Genomic DNA, 18,874 nt, shown 5'->3' with positions numbered 1-18,874 from the left:
CGGTGTGACAATCTCTGTCACACCGGCGGTCTCGTCAGAAGGGGGAGGATTCGACAGGCGAACACCTGTCGTGCCGACTCAGCGGTCGGCGAGTGCCAGGACCCGCTGCGCCTGCTTCAGATGCGGCAGGTCGAGCATCTTGCCGTCCAGCGCAACCGTTCCCACGTCGCCGGCGAAGGCCTCCACCACGCGGCCGGCGAAGGCCACCTCGTCGGCGGAGGGGGTGAAGGCGGCGTTGATCGTGTCCACCTGCGCCGGATGGATCGCGATCCGGCCGCTGAACCCCTCGGAGCGGGCACGGCGTGACGACTCCGCGAGTCCGGCGTCGTCTCGGATGTCGACATACAGCGTCTCGACCGCCTCGACGCCTGCGGCATGCGCGCCCATCAGCATCAGCGAGCGCACCAGCTGATAGGTGGTCGCCCACCTACCATCGGGTCCGAGGTTGGTCGACGCTCCCAGGGCAGCGCTCAGATCCTCGGCACCCCAGGTCAATCCGTAGAGCCGTGCGATACCGGCCGTGGCGAAGTCGCCGAGGCGGAACGGGGCGAGCGGTGTCTCGGTGGCCACCGGGAGCACCCGGATCGTGCCGGGCGCGATCCCGTGGGCCACCTCGAGCGCCTCGAGGTAGTGGTCGACCCGCGCGACATCGGCGGGACCGGTGATCTTGGGAATCATCACGCCTGCGGGCACCGCGGGTGTGATCGCGGCGAGATCGGGTAGCGCATGGGCGGCGTCGAGCGGGTTGATCCGGACCCACAGCTGGGGGCCGCTGCCCGCACCGAGTTGTGCGACCACGAACTCCGACACCATGTCCCGGGCCAATGCCTTACGACTCTCGGCGACCGAGTCCTCGAGGTCGAGGATCACCGCGTCGGCGGTGGATTCGGCGATCTTGCCGAGCTTCTTCTCACTGTCGCCGGGGACGAACAGGAAGGACCGGAGGGGGGCACTCATCGCTGCGGGTTCTTCTTCTGCAGGCCGCTGCGCTTGCACGAGGCGACGAGTTCGTCGTTCTGGTTGAACGCCTGATGCAGGAAGGTCACGATCCCCTGGTCGGGACGGGACTTGGAATCACGCAGTTCGATCACCTCGGAGACGACGTGGATGGTGTCGCCGTGGAACAGCGGCTTCGGGAAGCGGACCTCGTCCCACCCCAGGTTGGCGACCGCGGTGCCGAGCGTGGTGTCGCCCACCGAGATCCCCACCATCAGGCCGAGGGTGAAGGCGCTGTTGACGATCCGCTGACCGAACGGCGTGTCCTTCATGTATTCCTCGTCCAGGTGCAACAACGCAGGGTTGTGCGTCATCGCCGTGAACAGGACGTTGTCGGTCTCGGTCACCGTCCGTCGAATCGGATGCTCGAACCGCTGTCCCACGGTCAGCTCGTCGAACCACACTCCGGGCATGTCGCCACCTCCAGTTGTTTGTCTTGTTGACGTCTCGTCGGTCGTGTCGGCCACCGCGTCCCGATCATCCCGGTCACGGCCTTCACGGTCACGGCACCGGCCGCCTCAGGCGGCCGAGATTCCGCCGTTGACGCTGATCGCCTGTCCGGTCAGCTTGGCCGCGGCGCGGGTGACCAGGAATCCCGCCAGCGCGCCGATGTCGTCGGCGGTCGCCACCCCGAGATGTGCCTGCTTGGCCGCACTCGCGAACAGCTTCGCGCTGAACCCGTCGGATGTGATCCGCTCGGTGGAGGCGGTGCCGTGCACCAATGACGGCGTCAGGACGTTGGCCCGGATACCGCACCGCTTCTCCTCGATGGCGAGGCCTCGGGTGAACATGATGATCGCGGCCTTCGCCGCCCCGATGACGGTCTCGCCGGGGGTCGCGGTCTTCCCCGCGTCGGAGGCGACGTTGATCACCACGCCGCCACGCCGCTCCCGCATACCCGGAAGCACCACCGACGCCATCAGCATGGAGGGCAGCACGAGGTCGTCGAGGGTGGTGGCGATGGCGGTGGCCGGGATGTTGCCGAACAGTTCGGGGCGGACGTCGGCGGCCGTCGTACACATCAGGATGTCGATGGCGCCGAGGAACTCCGACGCCTGCGCCTCGATGGCGGTCGCCCCCTCGACGCTGCGCGCATCCCCGGCGACGAACCTCGCGTCGACCCCGCGCTCCCGGAGCCGCTCGCAGGCATCGTCACCACGAGCCTGTGTCCGCCCGACGATCACCATCCGCCGGACCCCGACGTCGGCCATCGCGAACGCACTGTGCAGCCCGATCCCGGCGGTCCCGCCGACGATCAGTGCACCGCTGTCGGCCGGGTCCTTGACCACGATCTCGCTCATCACATCACCTGTTCCCCGCGCGACTCGGCCTGTCCGGACGTCGTCCGGCACGCGATATCGGCGACTGCCTCCGAAGCTACTAATGGTACGACCATTAGTCAATATCGCGGATTCCGCGGCGAGTGCCGCAGGGGATCATCAGTCTTGACTGATAAGCCTAGACTGATGATCATGACGTCTCCCGATGTCCTCGACGTGGCCTCCGACCTGCGCCTCACCCTGGGTGGACTGATCCGGCGACTCCGGACGATCCGCTCCCCCGACGACCCGGTCCCGGAGACCTCGGTGCTCGCACGACTCGACCGAGAGGGTCCGACCACCGCCGCCGACCTCGCGCGCAGCGAGCAGGTCACCCCGCAGTCGATGGGCGCCACCATCACCGGACTGCTCGGCCGGGAGCTGATCGCCCGGCAACCCGACCCCGACGACGGCCGGCGGGTACTGGTGCACCTGACCCCGGCCGGCTGCGCGGCCCTCACCGACCGCCGCAACACCCGCACCCGCGCCCTCGCCGACGCCCTGGGTACCACCCTCACCGACGACGAGCTCGACACCGTCGCCGCGGCGCTGCCGCTCCTGGCCCGCGCCGTCGACGCACTGCAGGTGCCGCCCTCCCCCGACTCCCGGAGGTAGCCACGAACACCCCGCTGACGAAAACCCCCGAAAGCCCCGATGTCGCGGCCCCGCCACCGTCCGACGGCTACCGGTGGGTCGCGCTGTCGAACACCACCGCCGCGGTGTTCATGTCGGCCCTCGACGGGTCGATCGTCATCATCGCCCTGCCCGCCATCTTCCGCGGTATCGATCTCGATCCGCTGGCACCGCACAACATCGGCTTCCTGCTGTGGATGATCATGGGGTATCGCCTGGTGCAGGCGGTGGCGGTCACCACGCTCGGCCGGCTCGGCGACATCTACGGCCGCGTCCGGATCTACAACGCCGGTTTCGCGGTGTTCACCATCGCATCGATCCTGTTGTCCTTCGACCCTTTTCACGCATCCGGGGCCGCCGTCTGGCTGATCGCGTGGCGCCTGCTGCAGGCTCTCGGCGGGTCGATGCTCACCGGGAACTCCGCCGCCATCCTCACCGATGCCTTCCCGGCCGATCGACGGGGATTCGCACTGGGCCTCAATCAGGTTGCGGCACTGGCCGGTCAGCTGACCGGACTCGTCCTCGGCGGACTCCTCGCGGCCTGGGACTGGCGGGCGGTGTTCTGGGTGAACGTCCCCATCGGACTGTTCTTCACCGTCTGGGCCTATCGCAAACTGCGTGACACCGGTGAACGGCATCCCGGGCGGATCGACTGGTGGGGCAACGGATTGTTCGCCCTGAGACTCGGGGCGATCCTGATCGCCATCACGATGGGGCTGCAACCGTACGGCGGACACACCATGGGCTGGACGAGCCCGGCGGTGATCCTGCTCCTGTCGGTCGGCGTCGCATCGTTGGCCGGCTTCGTCGGCGTGGAGATGCGCGTCGCCGAACCGATGGTCGACCTGGATCTGTTCCGGATTCGCGCGTTCAGCGCCGGGAACATCGCCGCACTGTGCGCCTCGCTGGCGCAGGGTGGCCTGCAGTTCGTGCTGATCATCTGGCTGCAGGGGATCTGGCTGCCGCTGCACGGCTACGACTACGCCGACACCCCGCTGTGGGCCGGGATCTTCTTGCTGCCGTTGACCATCGGCTTCTTCATCTCCGGGCCGCTGACCGGTGCGCTCTCCGACCGCTTCGGTGCACGGGTCTTCGCGACCATCGGGATGGTGCTGTTCGGTTCGAGCTTCGTCGGGTTGCTGTTGTTGCCGATCGTGTTCCCGTACTGGGCCTTCGCCCTCCTGATCGCCCTCAACGGGATCGGCACCGGCATGTTCGCCGCACCCAACACCGCGTCGATCATGGGCAGTGTGCCCGCGCGCTATCGCGGGGTGGCGTCCGGGATGCGGGCGACATTCCAGAACTCCGGGACCGCACTGTCGATCGGGGTGTTCTTCTCGCTGATCATCGTCGGGATCTCCGAGCGTCTACCGGCGACGATGTCGGCGGGTCTGCAGCAGCAGGGTGTCCCCGCCGACATCGCGACCCGGGTGGCCGACCTGCCACCGGTGACGTCGTTGTTCTCGGCGATGCTGGGCAGCAACCCGATCGAGCAACTGCTCCGCGGAACCGGCATCCTGGACACCCTCGATCCGACGCAGCAGCAACACCTCACCGGGGGCGAGTTCTTCCCCCAGCTGTTGTCGGGACCGTTCCATCAGGGCCTGGTGATCGTGTTCGTGGCGTCGATCGCCTTGTCACTGTGTGCGGCAACGGCATCGGCACTGCGCGGCCCTCGATCAGCGGATGGTGACCACGGTGTTCGCCGCGGCGTCACCAAGGATCTTGTGCAGGTTCCAGACCGGACGGTGTGACTCGAACTGGGTCTCGTAGGGCACCTTCATGGTGGCGACCAGCTCACCCCAGTGGTTGGTGACCATGTTCTGGTAGCGCGGCAGCAGTTCGGTGGTCACGTACTTCCAGCGCTGGTCGAACACCGACCAGTCCCAGTCGGCGATCGGGGTCTTGACCGACAGGGTGCGACCGTCGGCCAGACGGGTCGTGTAGGTGAACGGGATGAAGTCACGCAGCGCGGGGACCCCGGCGATCGACGGCGACCCGGCCAGCGTCATCGCGTAGGTCAGGGCGGCGCCCACCCCGTCGGCCTTGCGGTAGTTGCGGACATCGTCGAACTGCCACCCGACCACGTCGTACTGTTCGCGGTGCAGCAGTGTGGCATTGCCGCGCCCGACGCGTGCCGGGTCGTGGGAGTCGATATCGCGCCAGGCGTCGAGGACCTGATCGTCGATCACGCCGGCGCGGCGCATCTCGGTGATGCCGTTCATGCCGTCGTGCACGTAGGCCATGTGCAGGGGCATCAGGTCGCCGAAGATGGCCTTCTGCATCACCAGGATCCGGTTGGTGAACCAGGTGAGGTCGGCGGGCGTGATCTTGTCGGCGCCGTAGGCGAGGGTCTGCAGTCCCTTCGGGAAGATCCCGACGAATCCCGGTCCGGCCACGCTCGTGGTGGCCTCGATGATCTGTGCGGCAAGGGGTTGCAGACCGCGGATGGCGTAGATGTCACCCATCATCACCACGTCGGCGATACCGCCGCCGAAGTCGGCGCCGACGAGGCCGGCCATACCCGCCCACTGCAGGTTCTTGTGTGCGATCTGCAGATCCTCGTACAGGCGGTACGACTTGATCATGTTGGACCGGTTGGCCTCGAACCCCTTCTGCGGATTCCACGCGGCCAGGTCGATACCCGCCGTCGAGGTGGCCTGCGCCAGCCGCCACTGGAACAGCAATGCCTGGTAGCGCTGCGGATCGATGCCGCTCGCCCGGGCCTGTCCGACCAGCTTCGCCAGGACGGTGACGTCGGTGGGCAGGGCCGCGTTGACGCCACCCGCCGACTTGTCGGCAAACCGGTTGGTCAGCGGCAGATCGAGGTAGCGGTCGATGTCGGCGGCACGGGCCGGGCCGGCGAGCACGGCGGTTCCCATCAGCGCCGACAGCAGCGCGAGAACTATTGCTGACCAGCGCAGACGCGGCGTGGTGGCGGACACGGTTCCCCCTTCGGGACGAGCATCGATGCGCTGGAACCTACCGGCAGGTAAGTTCGTGGCGCAACACGGAGCCCCCCGACACCGGCGATGAGACTATCAGACGATTCCGTCTCAGTCGTAACGCGTCGGATCAGCCGATCCACTCAGATCGTCGATCCACCCGGCCCGGAATGGTCCGGACGGTCTCGCCTACCCCTCGTCCCCGTGGCCGTCCGCGACGTGCCCGGCCTCGACGATGAGGACGTGCAGGGTCCGCGGGCCGTGCACACCCTCCACGCGGTCGAGTTCGATGTCGCTCGTCGCACTGGGACCGCTGATCCAGGTCTGCGGCCGGGTGTCGGCGCCGTCGGCGATCAGCCTCGCCACCGCCTCCGGGACATCACTCACGATCTGGCCGGCGTCGACGATGCACACGTGGACGTCGGGAACCAGGGACACCGCCCGCCTCCCCTGACCGGCGGTGTGGTCGAGCACGATGGTGCCCGTGTTGGCGATCCCGACCGCGGCGGTGGTGATCACCGCCCCCACCGCATCGAGACGGTCCGCGGTGAGGGCGTCGTCGTCGATCCAGTCGATGTCCGCGGCGATCCGGCGCCGGACTCGATCATCGGCGATCACCGGTCCGGCGATCCCGATGAGTGCGGCGGTGATGGAGGGCGCCAGCCGGTCTTCGGTGACCCGCTCCACGGCGGCACGGTAGTCGGCGACCCGTTCGGCGAACCGGGCGACGGTGTCCAGCGCACCGGTGGACACAGGCCGCCCATAGGTCCAGTCGACGGTGACGTCGGCGGACTCGGCGTCGACATCGTCGAGTGCGCTGCGGATACGGGCGAGGATCTCGTCGCGAGCGGTGCTCATGACCGCGGTCCGCCATCCTCGGACCGGTTGCCGCGCTCGCGTTTCCACCAGTCGCGGAACGACTCGGCGGGCGGGACCGGGACGTCACGGGCCGAACTCCACGCCGACAGCGGCCACGGCAGCGCCCCGATGGTGGTGCGCTTGCCGAAGAACCGGTGGCTGGTGGTGGCGGCCTTCTGCGCGGCCTCGAGGCGACGGTGATCGGCGAAGGTCCAGGCCATCGCCTTCATCGCGGCGGCCTCCCCCGACGGAAATCCGCCGCGGTTCTCGTCGACGACGCGGGTGCGCAAGTGCACCAGGATCTCCGGGATGTCGATGCGCACCGGGCACACGTCGAAGCATGCCCCGCACAGACTCGACGCATACGGCAGGGACTTGTCCACCGCCGACGACGTCCCGCGCAGCTGCGGGGTGAGGATCGCGCCGATCGGGCCGGGATAGACCGAGCCGTAGGCGTGTCCGCCGGCCCGCTCGTACACCGGGCACACATTGAGACATGCCGAGCATCGAATGCAGCGCAACGCATCTCGGCCCACCTCGTCGGCGAGGACATCGGTGCGGTGGTTGTCGAGGAGCACGATGTGGACGTTCTGCGGACCGTCTCCGGGGGTGACGCCGGTCCACACCGAGGTGTAGGGATTCTCCCGTTCGCCGGTGCTCGACCGCGGCAGCACCTGGAGGAAGACCTCGAGATCGGCCCAGGTGGGCAGGATCTTCTCGATGCCGACCACCGAGATCAGGGTCTCCGGCAGCGTCAGGCACATCCGGCCGTTGCCCTCCGACTCCACCACCACCAGGCTGCCGGTGTCGGCGACGGCGAAGTTGGCCCCGCTGATCCCGACCTTCGCACGCAGGAACTTCTCCCGCAGGTGCAGACGTGCCGCCTCGGCGAGCCGTCTCGGCTCGTCGGTGAGGTCGTCAGGGGCCGGGCGTCCCACCTCTTTCATGCGGCGCAGGAAGATCTCCCGGACCTCGCTGCGGTTGCGGTGGATGGCCGGCACCAGGATGTGGCTCGGCCAGTCGTCCCCGAGCTGCACGATGAGTTCGGCGAGGTCGGTCTCCCACGCGTCGATACCCGCGGCCGCGAGTGCCTCGTTGAGTTCGATCTCCTGTGTGGCCATGGATTTCACCTTGACCACCTCGTCGGCGCCGGTCCGCCGGACCAGGTCGACGACGATGCGGTTGGCCTCGGCGGCATCTCGCGCCCAGTGCACCGTGGCACCGGCGGCGGTCGCCTTCTCCTCGAACTGCAGCAGATAGGTGTCGAGGTTGCGCAGGGTGCGGTTCTTGACGGCCTCGGCCGCGAGCCGCAGCTCCTCCCAGTTGTCGAGCTCACCGACGACATTCGCCCGTTTGGTCCGGATGATCCCGGTGGCGTGGGCCAGGTTTCGGCGCTGGGTGGTGTTGCCGAGCTCGGCCTTGGCGGCCTCGGGGAACTTCGGCATCCCGACGAAGGTGGCGGTGACCCCGACGTGCGGGTGGACCGACACCGCCGATGCTGCCGAGAGCGGGGCCGGGGTCATGCCGGCTCCTCCTCGGTGGAGGCCAGGATCTCGGCGAGGTGCATGGTGCGAATCCCGGCGCGTTCACGGGTGAGCAGGCCGCCGATGTGGGCCAGACACGAGTTGTCGCCCGCGACCAGGACCTCCGCGCCGGTCTCCTTCACGTGTGCGGACTTGTCCGAGCCCATCGCCACCGACACGTCGGCGTTCTTCATCGCGAAGGTTCCACCGAACCCGCAACACTGTTGCGCGGCAGGTAGTTCCACCAGGTCGATCCCCTTCACCGCCCGCAGCAGCTGCAGGGGTTTGTCGCCGACCCGTAGCATCCGCAGCGAGTGGCAGGTCGGGTGATAGGTCACGCGATGCGGGTAGTAGGCGCCGACGTCGGTCACGCCGAGTACGTCGACGAGGAACTCGCTGAGCTCGTACACCTTCGGGGCGTACTCGGCGACGGCACGTTGCAGACCGGGGTCGCCGGAACGGCGGGCGAGCCCGGGATGCTGATGGCGGACCGATCCGACGCAGGAACCCGACGGCGCGACCACGGCGTCGAATCCGGCGAAGACGTCGGCGAACTGGCGGACCCCGGGGATCGCCTCGTCGGCGTAACCGGTGTTGGTGAACATCTGCCCACAGCAGGTCTGTGCCTCCGGGAACTCGACGCGCACGCCGAGACGCTCGAGCAGTGCGACCGTGGCCCGGGGCGTACCGGGCCACATCGTGTCGTTGAAGCAGGTGGCGAACAGGGCGACCGTCATCGAGCGAGGAGGACCTGTGCAAGGACCTGAGGGCATGGGTCAACGGTAGCCCAGGGACACCGGTCCCGGCAGCGTTCACGACTCCCGGTTGTCCGGTCACCCGTTCTCGATGACATGATCGCCGCCGTGGTGCATAGTTGACCTAACGAGTAGTTGACCATTTGATCAACTCCACGCCAACGCCGTCTGACGCCACCACCGACGGTGTCGGGTCAGGGTGACCTGTGCGCGGAGCCGAGGGGACTGGGGATCGCAACGTGAGCACGTCATCAGAACATCGCCCGGGTGTGTCGCGCCGAGGATTCTTCGGCGGAGCCGCGGTCGCCGGAGCGGTCGGCATCGGGATCGCGGGAGCCGCTGCGGCAGGCTCCGGCCCGGCGGCGGCCGACCCGGCCGGCGGATACCTGGTCGGCGCCGGACGTGGCGATGTGACCGGCGTGATCGCCGGCCAGGGCATGATGGGCTACTCCGACCTGGAACAGGTGGCCACCGGTCTGCTGCAACGGGTCTGGGCGCGTGCCTACATCATCGCCGACGCCGCCACCGGCAAGCGTGTGGTCTTCGTCAACGCCGACCTGGCGATCATCTTCGAGTCGCATCGCGTGGGTGTCGTCAAGGCGCTGCGACAGCGGTTCGGCAACCTGTACTCCGAGGACAACGTCAACCTCAACGCGACCCACAACCACAATTCGTGCGGTGGCACCGCCTGGGACTACGCCTATGTGCTCGCCGCGCTGGGACATCGCGAGAACTCCTATCGGGCGGAGGTCGACGGCATCGTCGACGCGATCGTCGCCGCGCACGAGTCGCTCGCCCCCGGCACGCTGGAGATCGGCCACACCGAGCTGCACGATGCCAGCGCGAATCGCTCGCTCGAGGCCTTCCAGAAGAATCCCGACGCCGACCGCAAACACTTCCCGCAGCACATCGATCCGCAGGTCACCGCCCTGCGACTTCGGCAGGGCGGCACCACGATCGGCGAGATCACCTGGTTCGCCACCCACGGCACGTCACTGACCGATGCCAACACCCTGATCTCCACCGACAACAAGGGCTATGCGTCGTATCTGGCCGAACTGCAGAATCCGGGTGTCGTCGCCGCGTTCCCGCAGACCAATGCCGGCGACATGACCCCGAATCTGTGGGTGCGCAAGATGAATCCGGGCGGCCCGACCGAGGATCGTCGCGCCAACTGCGCGATCATCGGCGAGCGGCAGCATCGGGCCGGGGCACGGGCACTGGGCGCCACCACCCCGTTGACCGGGTCGATCGACTACGCCTACCGCTTCGTCGACCTGTCGGATGTCTGTATCGACGGGCGCTACACCCCTGACGGCAAGCCGGCCCGCACCAGCCCGGCGATCATGGGTGCCGGTGCCGCGGCCACCAGCACCGAGGACAACACCCGTAGCCAGTTGAGCTTCCTCAAGGAAGGCATGGTGCTGCCCTTCGCCGCGGCACTGGGCGCCACCACCTCGGCCACCCCGCCCGCGTGGGTACAGGCGATCCAGGCCCCCAAACTCGACCTGTTCCCGCTCGGCCTGCTCCCTCCGCGCCCGTGGATTCAGCAGGTATTACCGATCCAGCTCATCCGGATCGGCGACCTCGTGCTTGCGGCCGGGCCCGCGGAATTCACCATCGTCGCCGGCCTGCGCATCCGCCGGATCGTCGCCGACACCCTCGGGGTTCCTCTGGAAAATGTTCTGCTACAGGGATATTCCAATGGATACAGCCAGTACGTGACGACCCCGGAGGAGTATCTGTCGCAGCAGTACGAGGGCGGTGAGACCCTGTTCGGCCGCTACACCTTGTGCGCGTACATGCAGGAGTTCGACAAGCTCGCCCGGTCGATGGCCGGCGGCCCGCGGGCCGGACGCGGACCCACGCCGTCCGACTACAGCGGCCTGCAACCCGACCTGCTGACGCCCGTGCCCGCCGACACCCCGGTGCGCGGCACCCGGTTCGGTGACGTCACCTCCGCACCCAAGGCGAAGTATGCTGCGGGACAAACGGTGTCGGTGTCGTTCTCCGGCGCCCATCCGGCCAACCGGGTGCGCCGTACCGCCCCCGGCGGAACCCGACCCGCCGACGGCTACTTCGTGGTCGAACGCTTCGAGAACGGATCGTGGGTGACCGCGTCCGACGACAACAGCTGGAACAGCGAACTCACCTGGAAACGCCCGAACGGCAGCACATCCGCGTCGGTGGTGACCATCGTCTGGCGAATCCCCAAGGGCACCGGTGGCCGTCACCGCATCCGTTACTTCGGTGACGCCAAGTCGGCGTCGGGGCGGGTGTCGTCGTTCACCGGTGTGAGCCCGGCATTCGAGGTCGGCTGAGGCGCCGGGTTCGTCGGCGTCCACCGGTCACCGTGGCAGTGCCGCAACCACTTCACGGGCGGCGGTGGTCCATGCAGCGGTCGACGGCTGGGCGGGTAGGTTGCTGCCCACCAGCACCACGCTGACCACATAGTCGTCGGTGATCACCCACATCTGCGGATAGTCGTCGGGCGGGGTGATGATCACCGCCCGCGCGATCCCGGGCACCGTCGTCGATCCCGGCTCGGTCAGACCGGCGACGATCTCGTCGGTGATCGGACCCGACTCCGGCTGTTGCACTTTGATGGTGCCGGTGAACGACAGGATGCCACCGGCGGTGAGGTAGTAACTGCAGTTGTACGAATCGGGTCGGCCCTGATTGATCAGCCGGGTGTCGTCCCCGTCGTCGAGGGCCACTCCCGCCAGCGCCGACATCTGGGCCCCGGTCAGCAGACAATCGCTGGGCAGGACGTGGTCACGCAACCGGGGACGCGGGGTGCCCGGCGTCGTTCGCGTCGGAAAGCTCCGCGGCGTGTTCGACGGGGCGGTTGTCGCGGTGGTGGGGATCGTGGTGGTGGGGAACGCGGCGCCGGGCTCCGCCTGGTTCGCACCTCCGGCAGCCGCGCCGGTCGCCACCGGTTCACCGGATATGGGCCGTGCGCACCCGGCGATTCCGCCGACGGCGATCACCACCGCACCGGCGAGCGCGGCCGTCGCCATCCGATGTCGGCGATGCCACGGTGTCCTGCGCGAATCAGGTTGGCGTGTCACCGACTTCAGTGTCCTCACGTTCGGCAGCGTACCGCGCCATGGCCTCGCGCTCGCCCGCGGCGTTCGGATAGAACAGCCACACGAGCAGTGCACCGGTGGCCACGATGACGATCGCCGCCGAGTAGGCGCGGGTGTCACCCTGCACGAAGGCATCCCGTGCGGCACTGATGATCTGCTCGCCGTACTGCGGATAGCGTTCGGCCAGATCGGCGGCGCTGGCGAACGACTTGGTCAGTGCGGCCTGGGTCTCGGAGCTGATCTGGGCGGCATTGGGCGAATCGTGGATGGTCTCGGTGAGCGCCTTGGCATATCCGGCGGTCAGGATGGCGCCGAGCACCGACTGCATGATCGCCCCACCGAGGTCGCGCTGCAGATCCGACGTACTCGACGCCATGCCTGCACGGGACACCGGCACCGAACCGGTCAGTGAATGCGATGCCGGGGTTCCGGCGAATCCGACGCCCACACCGATCAGCATGTAGGTTCCGATCACCGCCCACAGTGAGGCCGAGTCACGCCAGAACACCTGTGCCACCACCAGTCCTGCGATGATGAAGGCATATCCGATGATCAGCGTGTACCGCGATCCGATCGACTCGACCATCTTGGCCGACTGCGGCGCCACGATCACCATGGCCGCGGCTGCCGGCAGTGCCAGCGCACCGGCAGCGAGAGTGGAGTAGCCGAGAACGTTCTGCAGATACTGCTGACCGACGAACATCGCGCCCATCAGGGTGCCGAAGATGATGATGCCGCCGACCGCGGCAACCCAGAACGTCGGGCGGGATGCGATCCGGAAATCGTAGAGCGGTACCCGAATCCGCAGCTGCCGCCACACGAACACCAGGGTCGAGATCACCGCGACCGCGGCAAGGATCCAGACCGCGGTACCCATGTCGCCGAGCGGGGCGAAGTTGATGGCCAGGACGGTCGCGCCGACGAGCACGATGGACAGCACACCGGAGAAGTTGTCCACGCTGACCGCGGTGTCGCCGCCGTCGCGGGGTACCAGGAACCATGCTGCGCCCAAGGCGATCACCGCGAGTGGGATGGTGACCAGGAAGACCGACTTCCAGTCGAACTGCTCGAGCAGTGCACCCGACAGCACCGGGCCCATCGCCGAGATGGCACCACCGATCGCCGACCACGCCGCGATCGCGGCCGTCCGCTTGGAACCACCCCACAGTGCGGTGATGATCGCCAGCGTCGTCGGATATGCCAGACCGGCGGCGACACCACCGAGGACGCGAGCACCGAAGAGCACGTTGGGATCACCCGCGAACCCTGCGATCAGGGACGCCGGGATGGTGAGCAACATGCCCGCGACGAGCAGCCGCTTGCGGCCGAAGCGGTCGCCGAGCACACCGAAGTACAGCACCGACGCCGCCAGACCGAGTGAGTAGCCGACGGCGATCAGGTTCAGCTGGGTGGAGCTCGCGTCGAGGGCACGGCCGATGTCGGGGAGCGCCACGTTGGCGACGGCCAGGTTGATGTTGGCGACGCCGGCGACGAGGATCAGCGCCGCCAGCACCAGCTTGGCGCGGGCCGGAGCCCTGTCGTCGAGGGTCTGGGTGTCCGTGGTGCTCACCCGCTGAGCGTACGTTGACCAGCGCGTTCTCGCGGGATTTGTGCGGGTTTCGCCCCGGCCCGGACCTACCCGGGAAACGTCGTGACCGTCTTGCCGGTGAGCGGGTTGCGCCAGACGATCGCACGATCGGTGAGCATCGTCGGAATCCACAGACCCAGATGCTTGCGCTGATGATCCGCACGACACAACGGCATCAGATTGAATTCGACGGTCCAGCCGCCAGATGCCGGGTCGGCATGGTCGAACTTCACGACATGGTCGAGTTCGCATGCGGACGCATCGCGCCCGCAACCGGGATAGCGGCAGATCTTGTCCAGCGCGACGACCTTGTCCCGCAGCCACTCCGGCGGCCGGTATCGCAGTGCCCCTCTCGGTGCCACCGCATATCCGCCGTGACCGGTGGGATCGACCGGTGGTGCCGGACCGCGGTCGGCGCCGACGTCGACGGTCTGCCAGGCCGCGAGATCCCGGCCGATCGCGGCGAGCTCGACACCGGGATCATCGAGTTCGGGCAGGTCCAGCTCCGGTGCATCCATCCTGGTCACCAGCTGCCCGGCCGCGATGTCGTGCCAATGCTGCGGATCGATCGCCCCGTATCCGACCAACCGGGGTGAAGCGATTCCCGCGGGATCGGTGATCACGGTCAGGGATGACTGCCTCGCGATGGATTGCCGTGGCGTGATGGGCGATCGCGGTGGGACGAGTGCGACCGGGAGTCGAGGCGACTGATGCTCTGGCGCCGGATCGGACCCTCCGAGCCGCTGCGGGATCGGCGGCGTCGTCGTTCTCTGATCTCGGGGCGGGTTCGGGACGGGATCGGCACCGGACTCTGCCCGGGGCGCATAGTCCAGATCCAGTTCGGGATCCGGTTGTGGGACCGGCGGTAGCGGAATCCCCCGACTGCAGAACTCGTCCCCGCAGGCGCATTGCAGAGACTCGCCCGGCATGCCCTGGATCTCCTTGAGCGCCTCGACCCGCAGCCGACCCAGCGGCCGCGGGTCCCTGGAGCACACACGCTCGGTGATCAGTTCCCGGATCCGGCAGGCCAGGAACAGGCCTACCTCCGCCGGTACCGTCGCATGCACGTTCACATGTCCGTGCGCCTCGTCTGTGACGGTCACATTCTGCGCGGACTCCGCGAAATCCTTGCGCCGTTCGGCCGCGGCATCCGGGTCCAATGCGATCACCATCTCCGCGATCTGGTTGCGCAGGGTACGTTCCGCGGTCGGCCGATCCGCCAGTGCGATGGCCCGGACCTCGGCGAAGGCCCGCACCTCCGGATCGGTCAGTACGGCGAGTTCGGCGACCATGATCGAGGTTCGGGAGAAACTCCACCGACCATCCAGGAATGCGGCGCGAATACCCGGCCAGTCGGCGAGAGCGAGTGCCAGCCACATCCATTCGCGCGCGACCTTCGGCGGCACATTCAACGCGATGGCCACCTGCGAGGCAGCGGTCTTGTCCACCTGGCGCGCGATGTACCCGGTGGTGATCGGTGCGGTGACGATCATCTCGTCCAGGGTGTGTTCGGCGATCCGATTCGCCGCGAACACCTTACGTGCCATCAGCCGGTACTCGTCGCGCTGCAGTGATTCCGCCACCGAGTCGACCTCCGTCGACGAAAGACGTTGGAGGCGGAGGTAATCGGCGTCAGGATCGGTGAGGGTGAACATCGATGCGGCGTCGGTTCCGGTGGTAGCAGTGGCAGTGGCGACCATGGTGTTTCCTCCCACGGAGCGGCGCTTGATCTCGTGTTCCACCATATGCCAGGGGTCTGACAGAAAACGCTGCGCGAGAAGGTGACCGGTAGGTGGCAGTGGCCGAATGAACCATGCTCGACGAGGTGACGTTGTCTGTACCCGCCTCGACGGTGGCTCCTGTCGCGTCGTCGGGCGGAGGAGGTTTCGACGGACGGACGTCCTCGCTACGTCGGTCGACCTGCTCAACCACCGTAAGGGTATCCGTGCCGACGGACGACAGATCACCTACGCCCGATCAACCCGCTCACCCACCGCCGGGGCGCCGGCGTCGACGGTGGCTCCTGTCGCGTTGTCGGGCGGAGGAGGTTTCGACAGACGGGCGTCCTCGCTACGCTCGGTCGACCTGCTCAACCACCGTAAGGGTGCCGGCGTCGGGCGGGGGAGGTTTCGACAGACGGACGTCCTCGCTACGCTCGGTCGACCTGCTCAACCACCGTAGGGGTGCCGGCGTCGAGAACCAGTCGGTCGATCTGCTCAACCACCGCCGGGGCGCCGGCGTCGACGGTGGCTCCAGTCGCGTCGTCGGCCGGAGGAGGTTTCGACGGACGGACGTCCTCGCTACGCTCGGTCGACCTGCTCAACCACCGTAAGGGTGCCGGCGTCGAGAACCAGTCGGTCGACCTGCTCAACCACCGTAAGGGTATCGGTGTCGACAACCAGTCGGTCGACCTACTCAACCACCGTAGAGGTGTCGGCGTCGACGTGGCGACCCTGGACGTAGACCTCGGCGATGGCCGGCTCACGCAGACCCATCAGCAAGGTGAACAGCTCCTGATCGCGGGCGAGTTCGGCGTCGTCGGAACGGATTCCGAGGTTCAGGGACTTCGCCAGCGGCGGCCAGCGGTCGGGTTCGATCACCAGGAAGTCGGCTTCCTTGCCGACGTCGAAGTTGCCGAACCGGTCCTCGGCGTCGAGGGCCCGGGCACCGGCGAGGGTGCCGGTGAACAGCAACTCCGCCGGGTGCATGGAGTAGCCCGCCTCCCCCGGCTCGGAGATGTGCACCTTGAACGCATCCGACAGCACCCGCGAGATCAGCCACTCATCGCCTGCACCGCAATCGGTTCCGGCGGCGACGGTCACCCCGGAGGCGACGGTGCGCAGCCAGGGCATGGTTCCCGACCCCAGGAACAGCTGTGAGGTGGGACAGTGTGCGATCGACGTCCCGGTCGCGGCCATCCGGGCGAGTTCGGCGTCGGTGCAGTGCACCGCATGTGCCAGGACGGTGCGCCGCCCGAGCAGGCTCTTACCACCGGTCGCCGAGCCGGGCAGGAAGTTACCGTCGTAGGTGTCGAGGTACGAGTCGACCTCGAAAAGCTTTTTCACCGTGTCGATCTCGCCGGTACCGGGACGATTGTTCTCGTTCAGGTGGGTGTGGACGTACACCCCGGAGCCGGCGACCTCGCCGTACAGTTCGCCGAGTTCGGTGAGCGTCTGCGTCGTCACCGACAGCGTGAACCGGGGGACGATCGCGGTGTGCAGCAGGGCACTGCGCTTGCCGCGCTCACCCTTTCCGTGCCAGGTCTCGATCTCCGCGCGGGTCAGCGCGATGGCATCGGCCTCCGAGGTGAGCAGCGGCGCAGCCGATTCGGGGCCGACGGTCTGGATACCCCGGCCGCTGACCGTACGGAGACCGGCCTTCAGGCTCTCGGCGAACAGGGCATCCTGCGCATCGGGGAACGCCGACCCGAACACCATCGCCGCGGTGGTGCCGGTCGACACACGGCGGGCGGTGAAATCACGGGCCGCCATCTCGGCGAACCCGACATCGGCCAGACGTGCCTCGGCCGGGAAGATGCACGTGTTGAGCCATTCCAGCAGCTGGCCGCCGCCGTAGGCGTCCAGCGAATAGGTCTGCGGGAAATGGATGTGGGCGTCGACGAACCCCGGGATGATGTAGGCCGACCCGTGATCGTGGACGTCATGGCCGGCCGGGTCGGTGAGCCGCGTCGGGAGTTCGGTACGCGGACCGCAGAACTCGATGACGCCGGTCTCGTCGTCGTAGGCCAGCGCACCCTGCGGGATGTCGACGAGCGCGGCGGCCGCCTCGCCGACCGCCGGACGGCCCGCGATGTGGATGATGTGCCCGAGGTGAACATGAGTACTCACCTACGTAACCGAAGCACAACTTCGGCGTTCCGGCTCGCCGGGCGCACGACACCACACCCCGGACGCCGCCGGGCCCCGCTCAGATGGTGTGGCCGTCCCATTCGTGGTCGTGCATGAAGCCCTCCGCGAGTCCCACCCGGTACTTCACACAGCTGCGCAGGATTCCCGCGTAGGCGGCCGGCAGCAGCACACCCGGCTTGCGGTCACCGGGCACGCCGATCACGTCGTCGAAGGTCCGCATGTCGTGGAAGTACTGCTTCATGGTGCGGCCCTGCCGGGCGTCGGCCCTCCAGCCGTAGAGCGCCATCCCGATCTTGATCATCCGTTCGACGTCGTCGTCGGGGGTGATCAGCTCGTCGTTGGTACCGAAGAACGCCTGGTCGACGCGGTTGTGCGGCCGGAACATCATGATCCCGCTGGTCGCGCGCGGATTGCACTCGATGGTGTAGAGGCCGTCGTCGGGGTGATCGATGAAGTCGAACCCGACCTGGCCGGTGAAGGACGTGTCCGCCAGGAAGTCGGTGACCCAGTCGAAGATGCCCTGGTGGTGGACGTTGGTGAACGACAGACATGAGCTGCCGCCGATGGCGTAACCGACCGGGTAGGTGGCGTGGGCGAAGATCTTGCCGTCCCGCACCACCGAGTAGGTGCAGTAGCGGTCGCCGTGCAACCACTGCTGCGCCAGCCACGGGTTGTCGTCGTCGAACTCCAGCCAGTCCATCGGATCGCCCGGATACACCTTGTGTACCTTCTGCGATCCGCGTGAATAGACCTGCTTGACCGCGAACGGCCCGTCGAAGTCCAGCCCGGCGATCTCCGCACGCGAGGCGAACTGCGCATACTTCAGCGTCGGCACACCCCGCTCGTCGAGCATCGCCTGGAACTCGAACTTGTTGTGCAGGCGGTTCTCCAGCTCGAAATCGGAGAGGAACAGCTGACATTCCGCCGGGAACAGCCCCTGCATCATCGACAGCACGTCGGTTTCCTCGTGGATCGGGATGACCATGTCGACCGACTCGGCCCGGACGATCCGGGCCAGCTCACGGCAGTACTCCTGGGGTGCGAACTTCGGTGGCGGCACCTTGTGGAACCCGGTGACCGCATTCGACACCCGGGTGATCGCCACCGGGATACTGTCGACCGTGGTCACCCGATGCCCGCCCGCGGCCAGCAGCCGCGCCAGGTTCAGGGAGAGAAACGACCGTCCGAAGGTGATGAGCACATGTTTGCCGGAAGAGGTCACCCCGGTGAGTGTAGTGCTCGGCGGTACCGGCCAGCGCCGACGCCGCGCACCGGTCGCCGCACCGCCGAGCACGCCGC

The 18,874-nt window shown here is 67.6% G+C and carries 15 protein-coding genes; 3 read left to right on the top strand and 12 right to left on the bottom strand.

Going from position 1 to position 18,874, the window contains the following annotated elements:
• Nucleotides 1-78: 78 nt before the first annotated feature.
• The 3 genes from Q9K23_RS15480 to Q9K23_RS15470 form a co-directional block, all read right to left on the bottom strand.
• A complete protein-coding gene (locus Q9K23_RS15480; protein WP_020793458.1) occupies nt 79-957 on the bottom strand; it encodes a CoA ester lyase in 879 nt (292 codons plus the stop codon).
• Entirely contained in the window at nt 954-1,409 is a 456-nt protein-coding gene (locus tag Q9K23_RS15475) for a MaoC family dehydratase (protein ID WP_053776253.1), read from the bottom strand. Before Q9K23_RS15475 ends, Q9K23_RS15480 begins: the two co-directional genes overlap by 4 nt.
• 105 nt (nt 1,410-1,514) lie before the next feature.
• Nucleotides 1,515-2,297 carry an SDR family oxidoreductase gene (locus tag Q9K23_RS15470; RefSeq protein WP_053776252.1) on the bottom strand — a complete coding sequence of 261 codons (783 nt, stop codon included), beginning with the start codon at nt 2,295-2,297 and terminating at the stop codon, nt 1,515-1,517.
• A gap of 171 nt (nt 2,298-2,468) precedes the next feature.
• Here Q9K23_RS15470 and Q9K23_RS15465 point away from each other — a divergent pair, with 171 nt between their 5' ends.
• A complete protein-coding gene (locus Q9K23_RS15465; RefSeq protein WP_305950193.1) occupies nt 2,469-2,930 on the top strand; it encodes a MarR family transcriptional regulator in 462 nt (153 codons plus the stop codon).
• A 110-nt stretch (nt 2,931-3,040) separates the two neighbouring features.
• Entirely contained in the window at nt 3,041-4,702 is a 1,662-nt protein-coding gene (locus tag Q9K23_RS15460) for an MFS transporter (RefSeq protein WP_082365694.1), read from the top strand.
• On the opposite strand, the gene Q9K23_RS15455 is transcribed toward Q9K23_RS15460, so the two are convergent.
• From Q9K23_RS15455 to Q9K23_RS15440, 4 genes are all read right to left on the bottom strand, one after another.
• On the bottom strand, nt 4,628-5,830 hold the full coding sequence (locus Q9K23_RS15455) for a hypothetical protein (protein WP_261977667.1): 1,203 nt from the start codon (nt 5,828-5,830) through the stop codon (nt 4,628-4,630). The two genes, Q9K23_RS15460 and Q9K23_RS15455, sit on opposite strands and share 75 nt — an antisense overlap.
• Nucleotides 5,831-6,082: 252 nt before the next feature.
• Nucleotides 6,083-6,751 carry an LUD domain-containing protein gene (locus Q9K23_RS15450; RefSeq protein WP_020789647.1) on the bottom strand — a complete coding sequence of 223 codons (669 nt, stop codon included), beginning with the start codon at nt 6,749-6,751 and terminating at the stop codon, nt 6,083-6,085.
• On the bottom strand, nt 6,748-8,274 hold the full coding sequence (locus tag Q9K23_RS15445; protein ID WP_020789650.1) for a LutB/LldF family L-lactate oxidation iron-sulfur protein: 1,527 nt from the start codon (nt 8,272-8,274) through the stop codon (nt 6,748-6,750). The genes Q9K23_RS15450 and Q9K23_RS15445 overlap by 4 nt, the downstream gene beginning before the upstream one ends.
• Nucleotides 8,271-9,011, bottom strand: a complete 741-nt coding sequence (locus Q9K23_RS15440) for a (Fe-S)-binding protein (protein WP_053776249.1) — start codon at nt 9,009-9,011, stop codon at nt 8,271-8,273. The genes Q9K23_RS15445 and Q9K23_RS15440 overlap by 4 nt, the downstream gene beginning before the upstream one ends.
• 287 nt (nt 9,012-9,298) lie before the next feature.
• Between Q9K23_RS15440 and Q9K23_RS15435 the strand changes: the two genes are divergently transcribed.
• Nucleotides 9,299-11,350 (top strand): neutral/alkaline ceramidase, encoded by a 2,052-nt coding sequence (locus Q9K23_RS15435; protein WP_053776248.1) that lies wholly within the window; start codon nt 9,299-9,301, stop codon nt 11,348-11,350.
• 27 nt (nt 11,351-11,377) lie between these two features.
• On the opposite strand, the gene Q9K23_RS15430 is transcribed toward Q9K23_RS15435, so the two are convergent.
• The 5 genes from Q9K23_RS15430 to Q9K23_RS15410 form a co-directional block, all read right to left on the bottom strand.
• Nucleotides 11,378-12,100 carry a hypothetical protein gene (locus Q9K23_RS15430; protein ID WP_160319571.1) on the bottom strand — a complete coding sequence of 241 codons (723 nt, stop codon included), beginning with the start codon at nt 12,098-12,100 and terminating at the stop codon, nt 11,378-11,380.
• Complete coding sequence (locus tag Q9K23_RS15425; RefSeq protein ID WP_020791636.1) at nt 12,084-13,688, bottom strand: MFS transporter; 1,605 nt, start codon at nt 13,686-13,688, stop codon at nt 12,084-12,086. Before Q9K23_RS15425 ends, Q9K23_RS15430 begins: the two co-directional genes overlap by 17 nt.
• 65 nt (nt 13,689-13,753) lie before the next feature.
• On the bottom strand, nt 13,754-15,406 hold the full coding sequence (locus Q9K23_RS15420) for an HNH endonuclease signature motif containing protein (RefSeq protein WP_152972593.1): 1,653 nt from the start codon (nt 15,404-15,406) through the stop codon (nt 13,754-13,756).
• A gap of 711 nt (nt 15,407-16,117) precedes the next feature.
• Nucleotides 16,118-17,554 carry an amidohydrolase family protein gene (locus Q9K23_RS15415; protein ID WP_020790965.1) on the bottom strand — a complete coding sequence of 479 codons (1,437 nt, stop codon included), beginning with the start codon at nt 17,552-17,554 and terminating at the stop codon, nt 16,118-16,120.
• Nucleotides 17,555-17,633: 79 nt separating this feature from the next.
• The gene (locus Q9K23_RS15410; RefSeq protein ID WP_053776259.1) at nt 17,634-18,797 is read right to left on the bottom strand and encodes a carboxylate--amine ligase; all 1,164 of its coding nucleotides are present in this window, start codon (nt 18,795-18,797) and stop codon (nt 17,634-17,636) included.
• Nucleotides 18,798-18,874 lie beyond the last annotated feature (77 nt).

The sequence above is a fragment of the Gordonia sp. NB41Y genome (genome assembly GCF_030718915.1).
Taxonomy (GTDB): Bacteria; Actinomycetota; Actinomycetes; order Mycobacteriales; family Mycobacteriaceae; genus Gordonia; species Gordonia desulfuricans.
Note: the sequence above shows the minus strand (reverse complement) of the source record. Positions and strands in the feature narration are given on the sequence as shown.

Excerpts from the sequence above, each read along its gene's own strand:
- Q9K23_RS15475 (WP_053776253.1), bottom strand. The coding sequence starts at position 1,409 with ATGCCCGGAGTGTGGTTCGACGAGCTGACCGTGGGACAGCGGTTCGAG.
- Q9K23_RS15460 (WP_082365694.1), top strand. The coding sequence starts at position 3,041 with ATGTCGGCCCTCGACGGGTCGATCGTCATCATCGCCCTGCCCGCCATC.
- Q9K23_RS15480 (WP_020793458.1), bottom strand. The coding sequence starts at position 957 with ATGAGTGCCCCCCTCCGGTCCTTCCTGTTCGTCCCCGGCGACAGTGAG.
- Q9K23_RS15470 (WP_053776252.1), bottom strand. The coding sequence starts at position 2,297 with ATGAGCGAGATCGTGGTCAAGGACCCGGCCGACAGCGGTGCACTGATC.
- Q9K23_RS15455 (WP_261977667.1), bottom strand. The coding sequence starts at position 5,830 with ATGGGAACCGCCGTGCTCGCCGGCCCGGCCCGTGCCGCCGACATCGAC.
- Q9K23_RS15420 (WP_152972593.1), bottom strand. The coding sequence starts at position 15,406 with ATGGTCGCCACTGCCACTGCTACCACCGGAACCGACGCCGCATCGATG.
- Q9K23_RS15450 (WP_020789647.1), bottom strand. The coding sequence starts at position 6,751 with ATGAGCACCGCTCGCGACGAGATCCTCGCCCGTATCCGCAGCGCACTC.
- Q9K23_RS15445 (WP_020789650.1), bottom strand. The coding sequence starts at position 8,274 with ATGACCCCGGCCCCGCTCTCGGCAGCATCGGCGGTGTCGGTCCACCCG.
- Q9K23_RS15440 (WP_053776249.1), bottom strand. The coding sequence starts at position 9,011 with ATGACGGTCGCCCTGTTCGCCACCTGCTTCAACGACACGATGTGGCCC.
- Q9K23_RS15465 (WP_305950193.1), top strand. The coding sequence starts at position 2,469 with ATGACGTCTCCCGATGTCCTCGACGTGGCCTCCGACCTGCGCCTCACC.